Annotated in this window: 15 protein-coding genes; 9 read left to right on the forward strand and 6 right to left on the reverse strand. The window is 40.2% G+C overall.

The annotated features are described in order from the left end of the window. Nucleotides 1-242: 242 nt before the first annotated feature. The 9 genes from proS to ispE all read left to right on the forward strand — a co-directional run bounded on the left by proS (nt 243) and on the right by ispE (nt 14,832). Complete coding sequence (proS, locus tag PLE33_07925) at nt 243-1,766, forward strand: proline--tRNA ligase (GenBank protein ID HPS61173.1); 1,524 nt, start codon at nt 243-245, stop codon at nt 1,764-1,766. Nucleotides 1,767-1,768: 2 nt separating this feature from the next. Next, a complete protein-coding gene (locus PLE33_07930) occupies nt 1,769-2,995 on the forward strand; it encodes a competence/damage-inducible protein A (GenBank protein ID HPS61174.1) in 1,227 nt (408 codons plus the stop codon). Continuing rightward, a complete protein-coding gene (gene purD / locus PLE33_07935; protein HPS61175.1) occupies nt 2,992-4,239 on the forward strand; it encodes a phosphoribosylamine--glycine ligase in 1,248 nt (415 codons plus the stop codon). Before PLE33_07930 ends, purD begins: the two co-directional genes overlap by 4 nt. Continuing rightward, a complete protein-coding gene (locus PLE33_07940) occupies nt 4,226-9,325 on the forward strand; it encodes a C25 family cysteine peptidase (GenBank protein HPS61176.1) in 5,100 nt (1,699 codons plus the stop codon). Before purD ends, PLE33_07940 begins: the two co-directional genes overlap by 14 nt. Before the next feature lie 10 nt (nt 9,326-9,335). Further along, nucleotides 9,336-10,346, forward strand: a complete 1,011-nt coding sequence (locus PLE33_07945; protein ID HPS61177.1) for a hypothetical protein — start codon at nt 9,336-9,338, stop codon at nt 10,344-10,346. 11 nt (nt 10,347-10,357) lie between these two features. Next, nucleotides 10,358-11,143, forward strand: a complete 786-nt coding sequence (locus PLE33_07950) for a hypothetical protein (GenBank protein ID HPS61178.1) — start codon at nt 10,358-10,360, stop codon at nt 11,141-11,143. 116 nt (nt 11,144-11,259) lie between these two features. Beyond that, a complete protein-coding gene (locus PLE33_07955) occupies nt 11,260-11,742 on the forward strand; it encodes an SLBB domain-containing protein (protein ID HPS61179.1) in 483 nt (160 codons plus the stop codon). Nucleotides 11,743-11,756: 14 nt separating this feature from the next. Beyond that, nucleotides 11,757-14,045, forward strand: coding sequence for a polysaccharide biosynthesis tyrosine autokinase (locus tag PLE33_07960; GenBank protein HPS61180.1), 2,289 nt, complete (start codon nt 11,757-11,759; stop codon nt 14,043-14,045). Next, a complete protein-coding gene (gene ispE / locus PLE33_07965) occupies nt 14,005-14,832 on the forward strand; it encodes a 4-(cytidine 5'-diphospho)-2-C-methyl-D-erythritol kinase (protein ID HPS61181.1) in 828 nt (275 codons plus the stop codon). Before PLE33_07960 ends, ispE begins: the two co-directional genes overlap by 41 nt. A gap of 59 nt (nt 14,833-14,891) precedes the next feature. On the opposite strand, the gene PLE33_07970 is transcribed toward ispE, so the two are convergent. The 6 genes from PLE33_07970 to PLE33_07995 are packed head-to-tail and all read right to left on the reverse strand — an operon-like array spanning nt 14,892 to nt 24,368. Beyond that, complete coding sequence (locus PLE33_07970; protein ID HPS61182.1) at nt 14,892-16,121, reverse strand: guanine deaminase; 1,230 nt, start codon at nt 16,119-16,121, stop codon at nt 14,892-14,894. Beyond that, a complete protein-coding gene (locus PLE33_07975; protein ID HPS61183.1) occupies nt 16,118-18,787 on the reverse strand; it encodes a CRTAC1 family protein in 2,670 nt (889 codons plus the stop codon). Before PLE33_07975 ends, PLE33_07970 begins: the two co-directional genes overlap by 4 nt. 2 nt (nt 18,788-18,789) lie before the next feature. Next, the gene (gene hslO / locus PLE33_07980; GenBank protein ID HPS61184.1) at nt 18,790-19,665 is read right to left on the reverse strand and encodes an Hsp33 family molecular chaperone HslO; all 876 of its coding nucleotides are present in this window, start codon (nt 19,663-19,665) and stop codon (nt 18,790-18,792) included. Continuing rightward, entirely contained in the window at nt 19,658-21,151 is a 1,494-nt protein-coding gene (locus PLE33_07985; protein ID HPS61185.1) for a SpoIID/LytB domain-containing protein, read from the reverse strand. Before PLE33_07985 ends, hslO begins: the two co-directional genes overlap by 8 nt. 14 nt (nt 21,152-21,165) lie before the next feature. Then, nucleotides 21,166-23,202 carry a methionine--tRNA ligase gene (gene metG, locus PLE33_07990; protein HPS61186.1) on the reverse strand — a complete coding sequence of 679 codons (2,037 nt, stop codon included), beginning with the start codon at nt 23,200-23,202 and terminating at the stop codon, nt 21,166-21,168. After that, a complete protein-coding gene (locus PLE33_07995) occupies nt 23,199-24,368 on the reverse strand; it encodes an aspartate kinase (protein ID HPS61187.1) in 1,170 nt (389 codons plus the stop codon). Before PLE33_07995 ends, metG begins: the two co-directional genes overlap by 4 nt. Nucleotides 24,369-24,721 lie beyond the last annotated feature (353 nt).

Raw genomic sequence — 24,721 nt, forward strand, 5'->3', positions numbered from 1 at the left:
ACAATTTGTGGGTTGTGGCTTCAGAGATGGCTGTAGCAAAATTGTAAGTCAAAACCTACCACCGCAACTTTTCCTACCCTGTATTACAGATTGGTGGTAACAGAAATTTTCTTTTGCATTGACAATAATGGTATATTTCAGGAACTGGATTTTTAAAGCTAAAATGGTTAAATATGTATAGTGTTTGTGCAGGAAAGGGATATATGCAATCAAGCCATTTAGAAACTAATTCTGGAGAAAAAATGACCAAAAACAATAAAACCGCAATAACTCCTACCCGAGAAGAAAATTATGCCGAATGGTATCAACAAGTAATAAAAGCAGCCGATTTGGCTGAAAATAGTGATGTTCGTGGTTGTATGGTTATAAAACCCTGGGGCTATGCAATTTGGGAAAATATTCAGCATATTTTGGATAAAATGTTTCGGGATACGGGACATCGGAATGCCTATTTTCCTATATTCATTCCTAAAAGTTTTCTGGAAAAAGAAGCGGAACATATAGAAGGTTTTGCCAAAGAATGTGCTGTAGTAACTCATAGTAGATTAGAGGCAGATGGAAAAGGTGGTTTACAACTGGCGGGAGAATTAACGGAACCCTATATTGTGCGTCCAACCAGCGAAACAATAATCGGTGCATCTTTTGCCAAATGGGTAAATTCCTATCGTGATTTACCTCTTTTAATAAATCAATGGGCAAATATTGTACGCTGGGAAATGCGCACGCGTCTTTTTTTACGCACTACGGAATTTCTTTGGCAGGAAGGGCATACAGTGCATGAAACGGAAATTGAAGCCAAAGAAGAGACCGCCAAAATGCTTAATGTATATGCTACCTTTGCTCGTGATTATCTTGCTCTACCCGTTATCCAAGGTGAAAAAACGGAAAGCGAGAAATTTCCCGGAGCCGTTACTACCTACTGTATTGAGGCAATGATGCAGGATAGAAAAGCATTGCAATCCGGCACTTCCCATTTTTTAGGACAGAATTTTGCTAAAGCTTCTGAGATCAAATTTCAAAATCGTAAAGGTGAGATAGAGTATGCCTGGACTACATCCTGGGGTGTTTCTACCCGTTTAATAGGAGCTATCATTATGGCTCACAGTGACGATAACGGACTTGTTTTGCCTCCAAAAATTGCTCCTTCCCATATTGCTATTATCCCTATTTACAGAGACGCAGAAGAACAAAAACAGGTGATGACTTTTGCGGAAAAGGTTCAGAACAACTTGAAGGGATTATATTTGGATGATGTTCCTCTTTATACTGAATTAGATACACGAGAGATGACGAGCAGTGAAAGAAACTGGTATTGGATAAAAAAAGGCATTCCTTTGCGAATTGAAATAGGTCCTCGCGATATTGTGAATAATTCTGTTATGGTTGCCCGACGCGATAAAGAACCGAAAGAAAAACAGGCAGTTAACTATAATGACCTGGTAACTTATACGCTGCAAACGCTTACAGCAATGCAACAGGGCTATTTTCAAAGAGCTCTGGATTTTAGAAACAGGTGGACTCTGGAAATTGACGAAAAAGAGGAATTCTATCGTTTCTTTACTCCTGTAAATATGGAACAACCTGAAATTCACGGTGGTTTTGCCAGCGCTCACTGGTGTGGAAAATCATCCTGCGAAGAAAAAATAAAAGATGACCTGAAAGTGACTATTCGCTGCATTCCTTTTGAGGCAAAAGAAGAAGAAGGAAAATGTATTTGTTGCGGAGAAAAATCTAATCGCAGGGTTATTTTTGCCAAGGCATATTAAAGATGAATGCAGCTATAATAACAATCGGTAACGAAATCCTGATGGGGAAAACCATCAATACCAATCAGGCATATTTGGGTTCGGAACTTGGTAAATTGGGAATAGCAGTTGAATATGCTCTTACTATTAAAGACGAACCAAACGCCATAAAAAAGGCACTGCAGGATACCTGGGAAAAATTTGAGATAGTAATAACTACCGGAGGTTTGGGACCTACCGAAGATGATTTAACCAAAGCTGCAATCACTGAATTTTACGGTAAAAAGCTACACTTTGATGATACAATCTGGGAACATATTCAGGAAATATTCAGCTTCAGGAAAATGCCGTTGCCAGAAACCAATCGCTCTCAAGCAATGGTGCCGGATGATTTTGTTACTTTAAATAATGATTTGGGAACTGCTCCTGGCTTATTTTACCGGGAAAAAGATAAAATGTTCTTTGCTCTTCCAGGAGTTCCTTCCGAAATGAAACATATTTTTACCTCCTGGATTAAGGAGATTATTAAAAACGGTTTTCCCGATGCCAGACCTCTATATATAAGAACATTACACACTTTCGGAATAGCGGAATCCCGTTTGGCGGAATTATTTACTCTTGCCGATTTACCGGAAGAGGTTGCTTTAGCTTGGTTACCCCAAATTGGAAGGGTGGACTTGCGTTTCTATGGAACAGAGGCAAAAAAAGTTGAAGCAGCGGTTAATAAAGCTCTTCCTGTTGTTAAACAATATGTTTGGGGCTATGATGAAGAAAGTCCCGCGGAAGTTTTATTATCGCTACTGGAGAAAAATAACTACAATTTAAGTATAGCGGAATCCTGCACCGGGGGCTGGGTGCAAAAACTGATAACAGATGTCCCCGGTTCTTCTAACTCTTTTTCTGGTGGTGTGATAGCGTATTCTAACGAACTGAAAAAAAAGTTGCTAAAGGTATCTGAAACTGTTTTGGCAAGCGAAGGAGCAGTTAGTGAATCCTGTGCTATGCAAATGGCGGAAGGAATAAAAATGTTGACAGATTCTTCCTGCGCAATTTCAGTAACCGGGATTGCAGGTCCTAATGGTGGGACTGCAGAAAAACCTGTAGGAACGGTGTGTTTTGGCTTTATAGCCGCTGAGAAACCTTGGTCTAAAAAACAATTCTTTACCGGGGATAGGGAAATTATCCGTATAAAAGCAGCTGATTTTGCTATCCTTACTTTAATTCAACATTTACAAGGCAGGGATATTTGAATATCTTAGTAATTGGTAGCGGAGGCAGAGAACATTCTATAGCAGAGTGTTTTGCGAAAAGCAAACAGGCAAAAAGAGTAATTGTAGCACCAGGAAATGCTGGAATAGCCCTAAACTATGAATGCGTAAATTTGCAAACAGAAAATGAGATATTCAATTTTTGCGTCCGCAATCTTATAGACCTTGTCTTTATAGGACCCGAAAAACCTATAGCTGAGGGATTAGCCGATTTTTTAACAGAAAAAGGAATTGCTGTTATAGCTCCAGGAAAATATGCTTCGCAATTGGAGAGCAGCAAAATTTTTGCAAAAGAGCTGATGGGAAAAAAAGGCATACCTACAGCTCGCTATGAAATTGCTGAAACCGCTGCACAGGTTTTGGAACTGCTAAGCAAATTTGGTTTTCCGGCAGTTATTAAAGCAGATGGTTTAGCCGGAGGAAAAGGAGTGTTTGTAGTTTCCGGTTTTGCTGAGGCGCAAGCAGCACTGAACAAAATTCAAATTAACGAAAAAGGAGTTATCGTTGAAGAATTTTTAAAAGGTTGGGAGGTCTCTTTATTTGCCATTACTGATGGCTGGCATTTTCAAACCACGATTTTTGCCCAGGATTATAAACAACTTTATGCTGGTGACAGAGGTCCCAATACAGGTGGAATGGGTGCTTATGCTCCTGTTCCGGAAGCGGAAAAATATCGGAAACGAATAGAGGAAGAAATCATTAGCCCCATTCTTTCCGCAATGCGCATATTGGGCTATCCATATAAAGGAATACTTTACTGTGGATTGATGATCACCAAAGAGGGACCCAAGGTTGTAGAATTTAACTGCCGGTTGGGAGATCCTGAAACACAAGTTATTTTACCACTTCTAAAAACGGATTTCGTGGATATTTGCCAAGCCATTTTGCAAGGCGCGATAAATAAGGTGGAAATAAAATTTGAAGATAAAACCGCTTTAGGCGTTGTTTTGGCTTCAGAAGGTTATCCTGATGACTATAAGAGAGGTTATCCTCTGTCCTTGCCGGAAGACCTTTCCGGGATTTATTTCTCGGGAACAGGAAAAGGTGAGCAAGGTCTTATTACTTCCGGGGGCCGCGTTTTATGTGCTGTCGGGAAAGGAAAAGACCTTCACGCAGCCCGGGAAAATGCCTATAACAAAGCTCAGCAGATAACCTTCGCAAATAAAATTTTCCGCCAGGATATCGGTTTAAGAAAGAATACCTTAGATGACAATGGAGAAATCTGATATTATGACTATACATAGTGTTACCCGGGTGCATAACCCGTTTCGTACCCCTATCTGCAGAAAAATTATCTTTTTCTGCCTTGCCTTTTGTATTCCTGCCATAATAATGGCAGCTCCGATAACTCTTGTTTCCGAAAGCCAGGAGCATCTTGATCTTAGCTTTGAGCTTCCGGACTATGAACTGACAAATGTAACAAACAATGGACAAACCTGGAATAAGATTATCTGTGAGGACGGCTCTTGTTACAGTAATGAGGGCTTTCCGGAACTGATAACATTTTCTACGGCAATAGCCGTGCCCGTGGATGGTGATATAAGCTATAGCATTGAAAGCAGTTCCACTCAAACCATAAAAAATGTAAATATCCTGCCTGCTTCTACTCTGATATTAAACGGAGAAGAAGTAACTTATGACCACAAACCGAATTATAAAGCTTATGCTAATCGCGAACTATATCCTGTCTCTATAGTGCAAAAAGGTGAACCCGCTTTTGTAGGAAACCGTAAATTTGTTCCTCTGCTGATTTATCCTTTTCAATATAGAGCTCAGAGTAAAGAGTTGATTGTGCATTCGCAAATATCTGTCAGTATATATATTAACGGTACTAAAAGTGCTGCTAAAAACTGGCAGTTAAATCCCAATCCTCTTGATAATGCTGACCCATCCTTTTTCCTGAATGAAAATAGCTCTAAAACCTGGCGTTTAGAGAAAAAACCCGATGCCCATTACGACGCTCCTAAAAACGGGAGTTCTGCCATTAACGAAATTCAGCTGATTGTGGATAAAGAGGGAATCTATAAAGTAAATTACTCTTACTTGACGGATTATATAAATCTGATGGCGGATTCCCTGCAAATAATTATGAACTGGACACCTGCCAATGTAGATCCCCGTTATCTGGAACTTAGAGATGAATATGGTCAGGTGCCTATTCACTTTATTGGTGAAAACGACGGTGTTTTCAACGAAAATGACTATTTTGAATTCTATGGTGATAAACATAAAGGTGATTCTGGTTATCAGGATGATTATACTGCAGAAAATGTTTACACCTTAAGCTTGGTTGATCACTATGGAGCAAGAATGGCTGTAGAAAACGGGGGTTTGATTGAGTCCAATCCCCTGAACTATACTGTCCCTGACGCTTATGAGGATACTGTTCACTTTGAAGAACAACTGGTTAGCGATAAATTAGGTCAGGGCTGGAGTACAGTGTCTCAGACATTCTACCGGGAAGATGTTTGGTTCTGGAGAAAAATAAATGCCCCCAATCTGGAAATTGTTCCCGTGGAATTGCAATATCCCAAAGATACTACCACTCGTTTTGCTTCCGCCAAGGTTTGTTTAATGGGGTTAACTTATTGGGAAACCTTAGCCAGCGGACAATATGATCACGAGGCATCCATCCGTTTGAATCAGGCAATGATAAATTCACATACCTGGATTGGACAGAGAGAACAGATGTTTGAAAATCAAAACCATGTTTCCAATACCGTTTTAAGGCACGGGATAAATAACTTCTATATTGCCCTCTCCGGAAATACTGTAATGACGGATAAAGAACAAGTATTACTGGATTGGGCTGAAATAAAATACTGGCGCGAATATAAGACCGATCAGGATTATATTAAGTTTACCAAGCCCTCCAATCGTCCCGGGGGCTTATATCAATTTGAAGTTAGCGGTTTCAGCAATTCCGCTATTTCGGTATATAAAATTGGCTCCAGTGTATTTAACTCTACTCAAATAGAACCGTTTAATATCAATGGCGACGCCCCCTGGACAGTTACTATTCAAGACAGCGTAGCATCCGATGCAGTAAGATATTTTGCCGTTACGGAAAATAAGAAAAATATCCCTAAGGCAATTCGTCTCAATTTCCCCAGCGATTTAAAAAATCCGTATAACAGTGCAGATGTAATTGTTATTACTCCCCGGCAGTTTATTTCTGCGGAAGGAACTTTACAACTGAAGTCCTTATGGGAATCTGAAGGTCGAACAGTAAAAATTGTTGATGTGCAGGATATTTACGATGAATTTAATGCTGGAATTACAGGTCCGGAACCAATACAGAACTTTTTGCGTTATGCCTATAATAACTGGAACAATCCCCAATTAAGCCATGTTATCCTTTTGGGAGAAGGAACGGATGATAATCGCGATAACAGTCCTTCCCGAATATATAATCTCATTCCGGTTAAGAAGACCTGGACTTATAAACATGGCGCTACTGCAAGTGACACCTGGTATGGTTGTATTGTGGGAACTGATATTATACCCGATATTTCCGTTGCCCGAATAAGCGTCTGGAAAGAACAGCAAATTTTGGATTATGCTGCCAAAGCAATTGCCTATCGCAACAATCCACAAACCTCACGCCTTTGGAACAGTCACTTAACTTTCTCCTCCGGAGGGAAAATAACCGACAACAACGATCAGTTTGCTCAACAATCGGAACGCATCATCCGCAAGACCATTCCTAAGGAATATAGAGTAACAAGGGTATATACTTCTACGCAAACAGTCGGCTCGGATTACTTTGGTGGAACTTTTAACCTGAAGGATGCCATCAATTCCGGTACTCAATATGTTCAATTTATGGGTCACGGTGGCGGTAGAATTTGGGCGGATTATAATCTCTTCAATTTCAATGATGTAGCAACTCTGAATAATCAGGTTTATCCTGTTGTTCTATCTCTTGCCTGTTATGCTTCAGCTTTTGATACCAACGGAATGGCTTCAATCAGTGAGGCATTGGTTCTCCAACCTAATAAAGGAGCTATTGGAACTGCCGGTTTTACCGGTCTGGGTTATTTAGACCATGATGAGACCTGGGGTTTGGCATATTGTGAAGCATTGTTTGACCATAATTTTGCCAATATCGGCATAGCTAATATCTTTGCTCTGGCACGCTTTTACACTACAACCTATTCACCTGCAGCGATGTATGCTCTTATTAACGGTTTTGCGTATCTGGGCGATCCTTTAATCAAACTGAAAAAGCCAATTAAGGATCTGCCTGTTTTCGCAGATAATTATGTGCTAAATCCGGGTGATACTTTAAAAGTGAATGCTACCTTTCCTTCGGGGACAAATGCAGGCCGTTTGTTTATTATGAAAGATAACGGCAAGATTGTTAATGTTCCTTACGATTTACCGGTATTGCCAAACGGGAATTGGTCAGCTACTTATGTTAATACAAATCATTCGGAAAATAACTATACCCGCAAAATTATGGTAGCCGGTTATTCTTCTACAGATGAGTATGTAGGGCTTTCTCAATATAGTGTTGGCAGGCCTAATGTTATGCATCATCATCTTACTCCTGCAGAACCTGCCTGGTCGGATTCGGTTTTATTTACTGCCAGGGTCTTCAGTCCATTGCCGGTTACAAATATTATCTGTAAAGTTAGAACGGATAGTGTATCAACTCAGGGAACCTGGATAGATATCCCGATGCAAAGGTCAGATGCAGATAGCACTGTATATATTACTACCCAATATTTGGGTAAATATCCTACCGGTAAAGAGATATTCTTCAAGTATGTTATGGATACGGAAGCAAGTATTTCGGAAAGTTTCCTGGAAAGTTACATCGTCCGCGGTCCCGATTTGGTTTTGAAAGATATTAAGCTGGAACAAGAGGGAAATTCTCTGGTCTTGAAAGTTTTGGGAACAAATATCGGTAACGCTGCTTCTATAACTACGGATTTAAAATTATACACCGGAACAACTGCAAGTAACCTTACGCTGTTTTCAACTAAGGATTATTTGCCTTTGGAGGTTGGAACACAAAGGTGGGATAGCATTTCTCTCACCGGTTTGCCCAATGCCAATCTGTTTCTGGAAGCAAGAGTTAATACTACGAACGCTTTTCCTGAATGGCAGTTCTTTATTAATACTAATAACTATATCCGTTTGCAGGTTCCAATGAACTATTTTCTGGTAGATAGCTCGGGAGCCATACTGAACAGTATAGATAATAACCTTAATTGTCAAATTCCTTCAGGGCTGGTACCTCCAGGGAAACAAATACTTTTTGCCCTAAATACATTAGAGGCATTACCTCCTCTCAATCAGCCCGATGTCCAAAATATTTTGCTGAATGCTCCTGATGGATTTAGCGGAAATCAATATTCCATTCCTTATGAGATTGTAGCTTTAGGAACTGAAGTTACGGATTCTCTGGGAGTTCTAAACGGAAATAATAAACTCACTCTTACTTTTAACTATAGTGCTTCCGATTCTCTCACTCAGGCACAGGAAGGGGGTGAGAACTATAAAATCTATCGCTATAATTCGGAGTTTAAAAAATGGATTTTAATGGGCGGTAGTATAGAGCAAGATCAAAATAAAGTCCATTATGAAGTTAACCGCACGGGGATCTACAGTATTTTCCGTGATACAGATTATACACCTCCAACCATAGATGTTAATGTAGAAGACCAGGAATTTACTGTAGGTGGCTATATTGCCGGCAATGGAGTTATCTCTCTTTTGCTTTCTGATGCTAACGGGATTGATGTGATTGATAAAACTGTGTCCTTGTATATGGATGGTATCTCTATTCCGAAAGAGGATTATGTAATCTCCATCAATCAGGAAAATATCAATCGCATTCCGATTAAATATCAATTGTCTTTAGGACGCGGAATTCACGAATTAAAAGTGAGATGCAGCGATTTGAACGGTTTTCCTGCTTCCCGCGATATTCAATTTACCGTTAATGACAAGTTTGATGTGATACACCTGGCAAATTATCCGAATCCTGTTTTGGGAGCCGGAGGCGAAGGTGCAGCCACTAATCCTATCAACGAAGGTAGAACCCGTTTCACTTATGTCCTCACAGACGGAGCTGATGAAGTTACTATTAAGGTTTATACAATCAGCGGACGCCTGGTTAAAACCTTTAAAAATCTTCCCGTAGGGGTGGGTTATCATGAATATCCCCGCACAGTGTATGGCTGGGATTGCAAAGACGATCGTGGTTTCACACTGGCAAACGGGGTTTACTTTTATCGGATTATTGCCAAAAGAGGCAATAAAACCATTGAAAAAACCCAAAAAATGGCTATTCTGAATTAGGGAGAATACGATGAAAAAGATATATATCCTCTTCACACTTACCCTGATTTGCTTAACTCCGCTTTTTGCTGGACGTTATGCAGGCGATTTTATGATGATTGGTTCGGGAGTGCGCGCCTTAGGAATGGGCGGAGCTTTCAGTTCTATTGCCGATGATGGTTCTGCCATTTACTGGAATCCTGGGGGTCTCAGTTTCATTACTGATTCCGAGGTCTCTGCTATGCACTGCTTCCTCTATAATAATCTTGCGTCCTACGACTTTGTAACCTATGCCCAGCCCTTACCTAATGATGTAACTATCTGTTTGAATGTTACCCGTTTAACGGTAAGCGATATTCCCCATTTTGATGAAAAGTATCTCATCGGCACTAATGTAGATCAACGGATAAATAATAGCTTGTATCACTTACCCGGAGTTCCCGATAGTAAATTCTCCAGCTATGATGATCTCTATCAATTTGCCTTCTCCAAGAAGATACACTATGATGCCAATATGGGCTGGATGTTCTTTGCTGTTCCTTTTGATTTTGGGTTTGGGGGAACGGTTAAACTTATTAAACGGTCTATTTGGGATAGAACCGGAACCGGAACCGGCTTGGATATGGGTTTCAAAGTGAAGACCGATCTGGCTGTGATTTTTGACCAGGAAGACCTGGGCAATTTCAATTTCGGAATCACTTTTCAAGACATTGGAGGCACCGATATTACATGGGATACCCCCAGTAAGATTACAGACGAAGTCCTGTTCAATACAAAAACCGGTATGTCGGTTGTGCAACCTTTGCCCAAATTGAAGTCCGTTGCTACCTTGGCTTATGATTATGATTATATTTATGATGGAACCTCTCATCTTGGGCTGGATTGGGAATACGACAAAAAGGGCAGTTTGCGATTGGGCTATTATGATAATAATTTTAGTGCGGGTGCCACTGTAAAATTATATGGCGTGATGCTTGATTATGCTCTCATCACTAATCCTATCGGAATAAGCAACCGGTTAGGATTAAGGGTTAGATTTTAAGGAGTTTATAAATGAAAAAGATATCCTTCTTAGCCGCCCTCATTATGCTGGTATTACTATGTTCCTGTGCAGGAAATGATTCTCCCGAAAAGGATAAGATTCCTCCCACAACTCCCAAACTGATACCTCATCTTGGAGATACAGGGGACGATCCAATTACCATAGATGGCGCTCTTGTTAATCTGAACGACGATAATAATGGTATTGATGCTGTTTCGGACGGCAATTGGATAAAAGTTCCCTGGGAAAAATTCGTGGATAATGACTTAAGCCATGTAAAGGTCTTTCGCTATACAGAATCCAATCCTGAACCCAATTTAATCGCTACTGTTCCTGCTGCGGATAATTATTATCTGGATCAAAGCTCCCTGGTGGAAAGGCAGTGGTATTATTATTATGTTGAACTCTACGATGCCAGTGGTAATTTCAGTGTTTCGGATACTGTATCTTATGCTATTTTAGCTAAAAGTATTCTTACTTCTCCGGCAGATGGAGAATATGTTGATCCTACAGAATTGAGTTTATGTTGGGAAAGAGGTGATAGCCAAACCAATAAATTCAAAGTTCTGCTTTGGGATAATGAAACCGGAAATTTGGTCTTTGATTACGATTATTATTATACCCCTAATGTAGAGCCGTCTCCACCACCGGAATTTCCTTTCCCTGTTCTAACTCCTGCTCCTGTAAACGGACAGGTTTACCGGTGGCGGATAGATGCTTTTGATCTGGATTCGGAACATAATTTGGAAATGGGTTCCGAATCCTTGGAAAGAACTTTAATAATACACTATAACTGATTAGTCAGAATAAAGGGACAGCATCTTTAGCAGTATAAAGATAATGCAGTTACAGAAAAATCTTGACTTGAACAGCCAAGTTTAGAATGTTACGCAAAATAAAAAGAGAGGATATTGTGAAGAAAACACTGTTAGTGCTAATACTTGCCAGTGTTGCACTGGTTTTGTTCAGCCAGCAGACGATTAACTTTACCCCGTCTTCAAACATATCGGCTTATTCTTATGAAGGAATCCGCAGCGGGGTGGAAAAGCTGAAGATGAATAATTATATCTTAGGACAGGTTTATAAACCCGGCTTATATACTGTCCCTGACGATACTGATTTCTTAACCCTGCTTTCGTTAGCCGGGGGACCCAGAGAAGATGCCAAACTTTCTAAAATTAGAATTGTCCGTCCTTCGTCCGAAGGTGAAAAAGTTATTTGGGTAAATTTCAAAAAGTATCTGGAAACCGGTGATCCTACCCTCATTCCAGAATTAAAACCAGGTGACACAATTATTGTATCGGGAACTATCTTCTATGCTATATCCAAAGTAGCCAGTTTCCTCTCTGATATAACTATTGCCCTGGGTGTATATAACATAGTAACTGGCTTTTAAGAGGGAGAGTTTCAATGCTGGAAAATGAAAATAATCAAGTGCCCGTGCAAGAGGAAATAAGATTATCAGATTATTTTAGAATAATTTTGCAATACCGCTATCTCATAATTCTGATTTTTTTGCTGGTTTTAGTTGGGACTGTCTATTACACTGCTCGGTTACCTAAAATATATTCCACCTCTGCTAGAATCCTGCTGGAAGATGCCAATAAACAAAGTGATCTGATGTTCCTTTCTACCGGCGGTTTAGGCAAAAACACCTTAGATAACCAGATAGAACTTATTCGCAGTAAACCCATAATGAACCTTGCTTGGGAAATTATGAAAAAATATCCTGATTGGGATACTTTTCCTGCCAGCCAGGCAGCTGATCCTGCTTCTACTTTGGGGAGGATGAAAGTAGAATCCAAAAGAGAAACGGATATTCTTACTATTAGCTTTGAATCTACCAATCCTACTGAAGCAATGGCAGCTGTAAATTCTATCGCTGAAGCAATTCAACAACAAAATACCCAATATGCCCGTTTGGAATTTACTACTATCCGTGAATTTCTGGAAACTCAGCTGGATGCCATTTCCCGTCGGTTACAAAGCTCTGAAAATGACTTGCGGGAATTTAAGAATCTGAATAAGCTTACTCAATTAACGGAAGAAACAACAAAGCTGATTGAACAGGCATCGGATGTAGAAGCCAAATATGAAGAAGCATTAACCGATCAAGCAGTAAAAGCCAAGTCATTAGATTTGCTGAACCGCCAGTTACAGGAACAGGATTCTCTGCTGGTGAATGTTGATAATATTATTAAGACACCTTATATCAATGAACTGCGCAAGCAAATTGTAGATACTCAATCCCTAATCACCAAACTGGTTACGAAGAATGAATATCCCTTGGATCATCCTCAAATTCAGCTTCTCTATCGGGAAATTGAAAATGCCAAGGAGAAATTAGACCAGGAAATTAGGAAACTGGTAAATTTATCGGTAACTGACGATCCTCTTTCCACAAGAAGTAATCTTTTAACCAGCATAGTTCAGGCAAATATAGACCTGGAAATGGCAAGAGCCAAAGTTGACGGCTTGGAACAAACCAAAGAAATGTATAATCAGCGCTTGATTGCCATTCCCAATACGGAACTGGAATTGGCAAGATTAACCCGAAACCTGATGCTGGATGAAAAAATCCATAGTATGATGATGGAGAAATATGAAGATGCTAAAATTGCTGAACAGGCAAAGATTGGAAATATCCGCATCATTGACTATGCAGAACGTCCTACTGTTCCCATTAAACCTCGTGTTTCTATGAATATTCTGGTTGGTGTAATTATCGGTCTGGGTTTAGGAATTGGAACTGTCTTTTTGGTGCATTCTCTGGATACGAAATTGCGCACTCTGGAAGATATGGAAAATTATGTGCGTTTACCTATTACCGGGACTATTCCTGTTATTCATGAACTCGAATCCAAATTGCAGGAATTCAATGAAATGATTAACACTGCAACAGGAGAAAATCGTGAACAGCTAACTCGCTCTATGCACTTTGTAATGATGCAGCTGGTTTCTCATTATGCTCCTAAATCTCCCACTGCTGAAGCATACAGAACTTTGCGCACCAATATCTTAGCCCATAAAGGAGAAGGTAGCGTTGCTATCCTGGTCACCTCTTCGGGACCCAAAGAAGGAAAATCCACCTCAATTTCTAACTTAGCTGTTGCTTTTTCGCAGATGAATAGTAAGGTTGTTTTGCTTGATATGGACTTACGCCGTCCTACTTTACATAGTAAATTTGATTTGGAAAAGGAAAATGGCACCAGCGATTATCTGATTGATCCTGAAGTTGCCATTGATCAAGTTATTAAACCAACCGGTATTCCTAATTTGGATGTTATTACCAGTGGCTTTATTCCCCCCAATCCTTCAGAGTTAATTGCCTCTCCAAGAACTGATGCCTTGCTGGAAGAGCTAAAATCCCGTTACGACTTTGTGCTGGTGGATTCTCCACCGTTAATTGCCGTTACAGATGCTCTTATTTTAACCAAAAAAGTTGATATGACTTATCTTGTTGTCCGCTGTGGTTTTACTGATAAAGGCATCATCAAGCGCACCAAAGAATTGATGGAAAATGTGCAAGGCAGAATAGACGGTATCATTGTGAATGGTATCTATGTGCAGAAGTATTATAGTAAACAGAATTATTATTACTATTACTACTATTACTATTACTATTACGGTGAAGAAGTACCCCAAAAGCAAAAGAGGAATGTTAACCGCTTCCTGCGCAAAAATAAATCTATTTCTTGAGCTTACTGGTAAGCTCCCTAATAACTATCATCAGGTCAATACTGTTCTCTGCAGTATTGACCTGTTTGATATGTTAAGCTATGAGCTCATAGAATCCCCCGAAATAATTCTATCTTGCAATATCCCTTCCCTTGTTGCAACATCCAATCTTGTCTATCGGGTTGCTGCCTATTTAAAAGAATGTTTTGCTGTCTCTGAAGGTATTAAGATTCACATTGATAAGCAGATACCGGTTGCAGCCGGCTTAGGTGGAGGCAGCAGTAATGCAGCCAATTGTATTTTGGCTTTGAATGAACTCTGGCAGCTAAATCTTTCCCGGCTGGAAATGCACGCAATTGCCTCTCTTTTTGGCAGTGATGTAAATTTCTTTCTGGAAGGTGGAACAGCGAAAGGGGATAACAGAGGAGAAGTGATAACCCCACTTCCTTTTATCTTTCTCAATAATATCTTATTGGTGAATCCCGGTTTAGCAATCTCAAGTGCTGAAGCTTATAAATTTGCCTCAGTTCCCTCAAAGCAGGAGCAGCGTATATTTGATCCTGCTAACCTGTTTAGCTCCTGTTTTAACCGTTTGGAAAAAGGGATCAGAAATGTCTATCCTGTAATTGATGAAATTATTAGGACAATTGGCAGTTTCGGAGCTAAAGCAGCTATGATGAGTGGTAGCGGCTCAACTTGTTTTGGAATATTTGATAGTGAAACTGATTTGCAAGCTTGCCGGCAATATTTTAACCAAAAGGGTTTCTGGACTTATCCTGCCAAAACAATTAATAGCTCTCACAGATAAATATCAGCTACTAAGGACACCGAAACCACTGAAAAGCTTTCCTCACAGATTTATAATTCTCAGTCCTCTGTTCCTATTTTTTCATTCCTTCCACCGATAAGGGTTTGGGTAACGGAAAACTCCTGCCCGCAAAAAACAAGCTGAGAAATTCCCTCTTCATTAAAAGAGTGATTTTCGGGGGTGCTTAAAAAGACAATATCTGCTTCTTTTCCTGTTTCTATGGAACCGATTTTACTCTCCAAACCAAGCAGTTTAGCACTACCCAAAGTTATATGGTATAGCGCCTTAGCTGGTAAAACAGGGTAACTGCTTTGACGGTAATTCATCATCTTGGTATGATAGAGCATATTCAAAGAAGTTCCTGCCCCTACATCGCTTCCCAAGCCATAATCAATTCTTGCTTCTTCAATTTTGGATAAAGGAAATTCTCCGCTTTTCAGGAAAAAATTGGAATCGGGGCAATGCGCTATCTTGCATTTATTTGCAGCCAGCATCCGAATTTCCTTATCGCTTAGATGAAGGCAATGGGCAAAAATACTTTTTTCTGTCAGCAACCCTGCTTCTTGATATACTTCCGTATAATCCTGCACTCCGAATAGTTCTTGCACCAGTTTTATTTCATCTTTGTTTTCCGCCAGGTGGGTTTGAATCCAGGCATTATGTTCAACGGCATATTTGGCAACCTCTTGCATCAATTTCAGAGAACAGGTAGGAGCAAAGCGGGGAGTAAAGATATAATCCAGTTTAGTATTTTTTCCGTGCCATTTCTCGTAAAGCAAGATGCTGTCCTCCAGTGCCTTATTGCTATCCTGTTGAAGAGCTGAAGGACAGTTTCTATCCATCAAGGTCATTCCGATTAAAGCCCTAATTCCTATTTCTTCGGCAATGTTAAAAGCTGCATCACAAGCAGCAAAATATGGTGCCGTATAAATAACGGCAGTAGTGGTTCCCGCTTTCAGCATTGAGGCAAAGAACTCTCTGCTTATTTTTTTTGCGTATTCAACATTTTGCGAGCGTTCTTCTTCCGGAAAAACAAATTTATTCAGCCAGGGCAGTAACGCCGGTTCATAAAATCCCCGAATGCGGTATTGGCTTAAATGGGTATGTAAATCTATAAAACCGGGCAAAGCGTATTCAGCGCTGCGGTCTTCATCAATTTTATCCCGAAATTCTTTTTTAGGCGTTATCGCTGCTATTTTGCCTTCTGCGATGCTGATTACCCGTTCGGGCAAAAATTCTATCTTTTCACTAAAGACAGGGTTAACAATGTTACAAAGGATGTCTATCATTGGTCAATTTTCCTGATTTGGATTACTTTAGCTTTACCTATACCAAAATGCAGTTCGGGTGCATTCTGCGAGCCCGTTCCTTTAGCACTGCAAAGCTCTCTCATCAAGATCTGTTCTTTATGTAAAGGTCTTTTAACAGTTACTTCCACTCTCGTTCCAAAAGCAGGACTATTAGGCACCTTGGCAAAATTATCCGGTTTAGTTTCCAATAAAACAAGCTCATTTTTCCAGTAGGGCTTAATAACAATCCCCTTATTTTTCGTTGGCGTTTTATTCTGTAAAATCTTAGCTCCGGTTCCACTACCAACTACAAGGTCTTGTAAGCCATCCCTGTTCAAATCGGCACAGGCATTACCCCATCCGTTATAAATTCTGGCACCGGCAAGCCAGGTGATATCTTCAAAAGTTCCATCGCCTTTGTTATGATACAAATAACTGCGTTCATTTTCATAAACGGAAGTGATGAATAAATCCAGATAGCCGTCATTATCCGCATCAAAAAATAGCGGGTCACTGTGCAGCTCATCATATTGTATTCCAGCTTGTTTGGTTACATCGGTAAACTGCCAATAGTAAATGGTATCGTTTTCCACTACTCTATAGGTTAAACCGTCATTCCTAAGCAGCATACTGATATCGGAAATATCCATATAGCGCGGATGAGCCAGATTCGCTACAAATAAATCCAAATCACCGTCATTATCATAATCACCCCAGTCGGCTCCAATGCTATGACCATAATAGCCATTTTTATAAGTTCCGGCTAAGCCGTAGAGAGCAGCTACATCCACAAACAAAGAATCCTTCTGTTTCCAGCAGAAATTCCGGCTTAAACGGTAATTAGTAACATAAATTTCCTGCTTACCGTCATTATCAAAATCAGCGGGAGCAACTCCCCTTCCAGGTAAACCGGGATTATCAGTATAATAGGGTTCGCGAAAGCCATAGTCCTTACTTTTATCGGTAAAATAGCCATCCTTGTTTTCCCAGAAAAAATCGGGAAAGCCACTGCGTTTTTGCCAGATTTCATAATTTGCTGCATAAAGAGAAGGATAACCGTTATTTGCAAGATCAATCCAGGCAACAGCTTCCGTAGGATAAGTATCCTCAATATCCCCGGCTCGCTCATTCACATTTATAAACTTTATATTATCATTATTTTTCAGCAGCTGGTCGCCTCTTCCCTGTGAGGAATGGCTGTAGGAAACAAAATCCAGTAAGCCGTCTTTATTGAAATCGGCAAATATACCTCCATTGCTATTCAAATCAGCTAAGCCGGCGCTGTCTGAAACCTCGGTAAACTGCAATCCGTTTTCGTTTTTATAAAGGTATTTGCCGTTGAACAATATGTCATTTAACCCATCAGCATTGTAGTCCGCTATAGCGACGCGCGAATAGCTTTCACCTTTAAGCCCGGCATTATAACTGATATCGGTAAAACAAATTCCCTTATAATCAGCTATTTTTTGCATCCATTTTAGCGGTTCTTCTTTAATCTTTAAAGTGGTATGTAATTTTGCCATCAATGCCATTGCATCTACATCATATCTATTGCGAGGTGAACCTGCTATCAAACACTGGGTAAGATATTTTGCAGCTCTTTTTTGATCAGCTTTTTTTCCTGTTAAAAGCACTGTTTTAGCCATCCAGAAATTAGTTTCCGCTTGTTCTCCCCGATTATTGTTGCTGAAAGTAACCGTAGATAATAGGGCAAGTAGTTCTCTTTGCTGTTTCAGATTATTTTTCGGCAGCACGAGGATATCCAATTCATCACCGTAAAATTTGTAGGGTTCAACTAATTTGTAATAATACAGCTTTGCCTGTTGAAGGCGGACTCTTGCCTGCCAATCGCCAACGCTATAAAGATCGTAGAGCAGCGTTTGTTCTTTTGGAGAATATGCCAACTCCAAATATTGTTCTGCCAGCTCCAAAAGGTCTTCTTTTCCGCTAAAGTCCTTTCGGAAGGTTGGGGAAAGCAAAAAGAGGGAAGCAATATAAGCTGAAACCGGGTCTAAATTATCCACGGAAGGTAATGCTTGAATCATTCCCGTCCAATTTTTACGGTTGGCAAGGTTATAGAGCTTATAATACAAAGCAATCGGGCGATATTGGGATTTGGGATATCTGGTTTCAAATTCATTCAACAGCGCTAAAGCCAAAGAATCACTGCGTTCAATGCTTATGTCATCCACCAGGTCCTTAGCCATTGCTTCCACGATTGTGTTGTATTTTGCAGCAGAAGCAATTTTGGCATATAGCTCTTCTTCGCTGCATCTTTTTGTGTAGTATAACCAAACCGACCGATCCAGGGAATCGGTGATTGCTTCAGTGATAGTGCTAAAATCAGCATAGAAGCTTACCGAATCTACCTCTTCCGTTTCAGATAGCAAAAGCCACTGCAAAGCATCTTCCAAAGAATGAAAGTCAGTTGCCAAATGTTTATGGCATTCTTTTGCCAAATCCTTTCTATCGGCTCTATGTGCATAGTCCAGAACTGTTTTCAGGTCTTCCATACTGCCTTGGTTAACTTTTGCCTGGATGTTTTCTTCAAATTTGGAAAGTAGCTGAAATTGTTCCTTATCGCAAAGAAAGCGAATTTCATCATTGCTAATAGCATAGCAGCTGCATAGAAGCAAGAGTAGGAGAGCTAAGTTTAAATATTTCATTGTTATTCCCGTAATTGTTCAATTAATTGCTGAATGTCTTCTTTAGTAAAATTATAGGTCTTATTACAATAGAGGCAGACGGGTTGAATGCCGTCTTTTAGTGATTCCAATTCCTCTTTTCCCAAAAGCAATAAAGCTCTGCTGAAAAGTTCGTAACTGCAATTACAGCGATAGGCAATTTCTCTTTCTTCATTTATTTGCCACTGAAGTTCCTTAAACACAAAGCGGGAGAGAATTTCGGTTATGGATAGCCCCATATCCATCAAATCGCTGATATTGGGTGTTTTTGCCAAATTGCTGTTTATTAAATCTGCTATCTTTTCATCTGCAAAAGGCAGCTGTTGAATAATAAAACCACCGGCAGCACGCACTTTTGCCTCTTTATCTATCAATACACCCAAATTTACTGCAGTGGGGATCTGTTCCGATTGTTGATAGTAATAGACAAGGTCTTCTGCAATTTCTCCGCTAATTAACTCTATAGTGCTAAGATAAGACCTGCTGCCTTTTTTATCCCTGCTAATAGTTAACGATCCTTTTCCCAATGCCTTGCCCACTTTGAAGTTATCTTCTTTTTGTTCATAAAACAAGCGAGGATTTTTAACATAGCCGCGCAGAAAGCCATTTTGGCTGCAGATTACGATTGCACCTTGTAAATCTCCCTCACTATCAATTCTCATAGTCACTTCGCTTTCTTCATCTTTCAAATCCCAGGATAGCATTGCCGTTGCCGAAATCATTCTGCCTAAAAGCAAAGTGGCAAGAGGAGAAAGGTCATGCAGATCACGCGCCGTTTGCACACAATTACTACTTTCCACAGCAAACACCCGAAAGTTGTTATTCTGCACTGAGCCGCGATATATCATATCCTTATTCATCCATCCAATCCTTATTGATAACTGTTTCGGGGTAATAGTGCTGTAAAATATTGTTATAATCCATCCCTTCTCTTGCCTTTCGGAGAGCTCCTACCTGACACATTCCAGCTCCATGACCTGCCCCTCTACCCTTGATATTAATTGTTGCCTTAGGGTGAATAGTAACCGTTGTGTTGTTTGCAGAATAAGAACCCTCTATATAAAAAAACGAGGATAGAAGGTTACCGAAGACCTGCCGAATTTGATATTCACTATTTAGGGTGATTGTATTATTGCCGTTAAGCTTCATTTCGGTTATGCGTCCCGAATTTCCTCTCTGGATTATTTCAATGCTGTTAATGTAATCCAGCCCGGCATTTTTAGCTAATTGTTTAGCTGAAATTGATTTATGCCAGGAAAGCGCACCGCGTTCCCAGGAACTCATATCTTCCTCAGCAAGATCTTTATCAATCCACTTACGCGCATCACTTTCCTTGCTTAAATCATAGTTTTGCACTTCTTTAAGGCAGTTAACTCCTTTTAAATAATCCACCGGCTTTCCTTTCCAGATAATATCGGCTGCTTCTGTTTTTCCGCCACAGCAACTATGATAGGTAGCATCAGCAATATTTCCGTTATATAATAAGACCTCAGATGCACTGTTGCGAACCGCTTGCAGTATCTGTTCATTTTGTAAATACTTGCCTTTATACACCTGGCAGTGAGTTGTCCTACACAGATCGCAGCCATCTGCTTTGTGTTTATTATTCAGTAACAAAGCGAGGGCATGTGTTCTGGCTGCAACTGCCTGTGCCTTAAGGGCTTCTCCGGGTGCATTATTACCAATTTCGTTTTGGATTACTCCGGCAAGATAATCCTCCAAAGGCAGAAAGTGATTCAAAACAATATTTTTCTGCACGGTTTTCAGAACAAAATCACCGCTATAGGCATAGTCATCTTCCTGCAGATAGATATCCGCAGAGGAATGAATTTTTACAGGAGTTTCCAGATAGCAGATATTTCCGTTTTCATCCTGAATCCGAATTGTGGAATTTAACATCGGGATTTCTTTAATTTTTTTGGCGGGGATATTATGTTTTTGCGCATATTGCAATGCTTCTTCTTCGGTTGTAAAACTTTCCGGCAGAAAGTGCTGCAGTTCTTTCTTAATTTTCAAGCGGGAGTTCTCCCACACAAAAAAATCCCGAACTACTTCTTTAGGGTTATCAGTGGTTTCCGTCACTATTTCCGTATAGTCCAAAATTGCATAGTGCACAAGGGTCTCGGGATTCCGGATGCTAATCGTGATGGACGAATTAAAACTATGCGAAATAAGACCATCCGTTTCGCTAACCGTTATCTGTGTATTATTTGTTTTAGGAGTGATAGTTACGGTGGGTTCGCTTACCAGATTTATTTCCAGATACAGCTCTCCGTCTATAAATTGAGCGCCTGCCAGCAAACCAGTGCCAAGCAAAAGCATAAGTAAAAGGAAAAGATGTTTCATTTTTTTATGTTGATTTACTGCACAACGGCTCCGGGAATTCCTTCTCCATCCGGAACTAATACCCTTAATTTGCCATTTACTTTGGCAGCTAAAATCATTCCTTGGGATTCTATGCCCCTAATTTTTCGGGGCATCAGGTTTACCAGCATTAAAACCGTTTTACCGATAAGTTTTTGGGGTTCATAATCAACAGCAATTCCGGCCACCAGTTCCCGTTTTTCACTTCCTATATCTACCTCTAATTTCAGCAGTTTATCAGTATTTGCAATGCGTTCTGCTGCAAGCACTTTTGCTAAACGCAAATCCAGCTTGGCAAAGTCCTCATAGCTGATTAATTCTTTCAGCGGTTCAACATTGCCAGGGTTAAATTCTGCTCTTTCACCATCCGGATTTCTTTTCTGCGAATGCAGTTTAGCTAACTGTGCCTCAATTTCCTTATCTTCAATTTTCCGGAAAAGGGGCTTAGTATCCTGTAGTGAAATATCTTCCGTCAGTTTATATGCTTCCTGGAAATTAAAGTTTTCCGGCAAACCCATCATTTGTCTTAAGCGCAGCATTGATTTGGGCAGAATGGGGAAGAAGGCAACAGAGATTTTTGCCAGCAGATTGGTAGAAACATATAAAGTTTCATTCACTGCTTCTCTATTTTCCTTAATCTGTGCCCAGGGTTTGTTTTCATCAAAAAAGCGGTTGCCCAGGCGAGCTATATCCAAAATTAAACGAGTATTTTTCTTCACCTGATAATCCGCATAACTTTCCTCAATCTCTTTTAAGATATTATCCGCTTCGACAATTACTTTTTGGGAGGCAGCGTTTAAGGCACAGTTAGTTATTTTACCTCCGAAATTCTTATTCGCAAAGGCAAAAACTCTGTTGGCAAGGTTACCCAAAGTATTATTCAAATCACCGTTTATTTTATTTTGGAAATCCTGGAAACTGAAATCAGAATCCTGCCTTTCGGGAGCGTTAACTGCAAGATAGTAGCGCAGATATTCACCTTCAAAATCCTGCAAAAATTCATCTACCCAAATTGCCCAATTCCTGCTGGTGGAAATTTTTTCTCCTTCCAGGTTCATAAATTCATTGGCAGGTATATCATAAGGCAGGCAGTATTTGGTATCCTGTCCCATCAGCATAGCAGGCCAAATTAAGGAATGGAAAATGATGTTGTCTTTTCCGATAAAATGAATTAACCGCGTTTCAGGGTTCAACCAATAGTCCTTCCACTTTTCCGGTTGACCTGTTTTTTCTGCCCATTCAATGGTGGAAGATATATATCCGATGGGAGCATCAAACCAAACATAAAGAACTTTGCCTTGTGCTTCGGGAAGAGGAACAGGAACACCCCAAGCTAAATCTCTGGTTATGGATCGTTCCACTAAACCCTGTTCCAGCAAACCCAAAATGAAATTGCGTACATTTTCCTTCCAGTAGTCCTTAGTAGCAAGCCATTGCTTTAGCTCTTCCCGAAATCCATCCAGCTGCAAAAACCAGTGTTTTGTTTCTTTGATTACAGGAGTGGAACCGCAAAGTTTGCATTTTGGCTCTTTTAAGGTTGTTGTTTCATAAATCTGACCGCATTTATCACATTGATCTCCACGGGCACCACTTGCACCGCAACGGGGACAAATTCCTTCCACATATCTATCAGGAAGATAGCGTTTATCCTTGTCACAATAGAATTGCAGCGTGGTTTTGGGTTTTATATAGCCCTTATTGTATAATTGCAAAAAGAAATCAGCGGCAAGTTTATAGTGAGGTGGACGGGAAGTTCCGCTAAAATTATCAAATTCAATACCCACTCCGTCAAATGCTTCCTTAATGCTACGGTGATAATAAGATACTACTTCTTGAGGAGTAATTCCTTCTTTATCGGCAGTAATGGAAATCGGTGTGCCATGTTCATCCGTTCCACAAATATAGATCACATCTTCACCCTGTAAACGCAAGTAGCGAACAAATATATCAGCCGGCAAATAGGCACCGGCTAAATGTCCGATATGCAATTTTCCGTTGGCGTAAGGTAACGCACTGGTAACTATATATTTCATTGGCTGTCCTCAATATAAATTTTATGCAGGGTTTTTATTGCCGGGGTCAAATTCGGGCTGGGAAGCAAGAGTTCCACGCTTTGTTCATTATTAAAGCTCCTTAAGATCTGAAAATCTTTACAGTTTTCCAGCAGGGATGCTAAAAATGCCGGGTCGTTTCCTAAACCTAAACCAACCAAATTTACAAAAGCGAAATTATTATCCTTGTGAATAGGTTTTATACCCTTTTCCTGCAAAAAATAATCCACTTCCTTTTCGTATTTGTTTTCTATGAAAAATTCCCAAATCCCTTCGTTAATGAAGCTCTTGTAAATTTCATAAATCCACTGTTGCAGCATTCTTAGCACCTCGTCATTAACCGGTAAGATGTAACGCAGTAAAAAGTCCTTATGAGCAATAGCTGTCACTTTTCTCTCTTCCATTTCCTCCTCCTCACTTTTTTTCGGCAGGTTACGGGTTATCAACGAACCCGGAGCAAAAGTGAAAGAGGATTTCACTTCCACTTCCACACCATATTTAATAGCATATTCCACAGCCCGCGGATGTAAGACCTTAGAGCCATTATAACAAAGAGTTAACATCAGCTCAGGACTTATGTATTTCAGCAATTTCGGTTTTTCCACCAGCTTGGGATCAGCCGTATAAACACCATCCACATCAGTATAAATCTCACATTTATTTGCTTTTAAATAACAAGCTAAAGCTACAGCGGAAGTATCAGAACCCCCTCTTCCCAGAGTTGTAATTTCCTTACTTGTGCTCACACCTTGAAAACCTGCTACAATAACCACTTTGCCTTTAGCCAGTTCTTCCTGGATACGAAAAGCATTCACCTTCAAAATGCGCGCATTGCCATGCTTTTCATCAGTTATAATCCCACTCTGAGAACCGGTAAAAGAAATGGAAGGAATGCCTTCCTCCATCAAAGCTAACGACAATAAACTCATACTGATCCGTTCCCCCGCTGTCAATAACATATCCAGCTCTCGCCGCGAAGGATGGCTGGAAATTCCATAAGCCAAAGAAAAAAGCTCGTCCGTTGTTTTTGCCATCGCCGAAACAACTAAAACGAGTCCTTCCCCTTTGTGATATTCACCGGAGAGTTTATGTGCTATGTTGCGGATTAAATCAATGTTACCAACTGAAGTTCCGCCGAATTTTTTCACTATTATTGCCATATCTATCTTTTTTTCCTGCTTTGCTCTTGATGTCAAGAAAAAAAGATTTTTTTTGGGATTACCCGGGAAGATGCAGTGTTGCCGTTTGCTTTCTGCTCTCAACCCGCAGGTTAAAACCCTGTAGTGTAATATCGGAGTGTTGACCTCCCGGTTAATCATCTCTTACACTTTTTTCCCTTACCGAAAGGCAATCGGTGGTAGGTTTTGACTTACAATTTTCACCTGCCTTCAATGTAACCACACTCCACACTTTTAGTTCACTTACAACCGCTCTACAGCTGGTTTTCAGCTTGTTTTGACTTACAATTTTCACCTGCCTTCAATGTAACCACATCCCACAC

This window comes from Candidatus Cloacimonas sp., assembly GCA_035403355.1.
Classification (GTDB): Bacteria; Cloacimonadota; Cloacimonadia; order Cloacimonadales; family Cloacimonadaceae; genus Cloacimonas.

Coding starts and splice junctions, on each gene's coding strand:
- proS (HPS61173.1), top strand. CDS start 243: ATGACCAAAAACAATAAAACCGCAATAACTCCTACCCGAGAAGAAAAT.
- PLE33_07930 (HPS61174.1), top strand. CDS start 1,769: ATGAATGCAGCTATAATAACAATCGGTAACGAAATCCTGATGGGGAAA.
- PLE33_07940 (HPS61176.1), top strand. CDS start 4,226: ATGGAGAAATCTGATATTATGACTATACATAGTGTTACCCGGGTGCAT.
- PLE33_07945 (HPS61177.1), top strand. CDS start 9,336: ATGAAAAAGATATATATCCTCTTCACACTTACCCTGATTTGCTTAACT.
- PLE33_07950 (HPS61178.1), top strand. CDS start 10,358: ATGAAAAAGATATCCTTCTTAGCCGCCCTCATTATGCTGGTATTACTA.
- PLE33_07960 (HPS61180.1), top strand. CDS start 11,757: ATGCTGGAAAATGAAAATAATCAAGTGCCCGTGCAAGAGGAAATAAGA.
- ispE (HPS61181.1), top strand. CDS start 14,005: ATGTTAACCGCTTCCTGCGCAAAAATAAATCTATTTCTTGAGCTTACT.
- PLE33_07970 (HPS61182.1), bottom strand. CDS start 16,121: ATGATAGACATCCTTTGTAACATTGTTAACCCTGTCTTTAGTGAAAAG.
- PLE33_07975 (HPS61183.1), bottom strand. CDS start 18,787: ATGAAATATTTAAACTTAGCTCTCCTACTCTTGCTTCTATGCAGCTGC.
- hslO (HPS61184.1), bottom strand. CDS start 19,665: ATGAATAAGGATATGATATATCGCGGCTCAGTGCAGAATAACAACTTT.
- PLE33_07985 (HPS61185.1), bottom strand. CDS start 21,151: ATGAAACATCTTTTCCTTTTACTTATGCTTTTGCTTGGCACTGGTTTG.
- metG (HPS61186.1), bottom strand. CDS start 23,202: ATGAAATATATAGTTACCAGTGCGTTACCTTACGCCAACGGAAAATTG.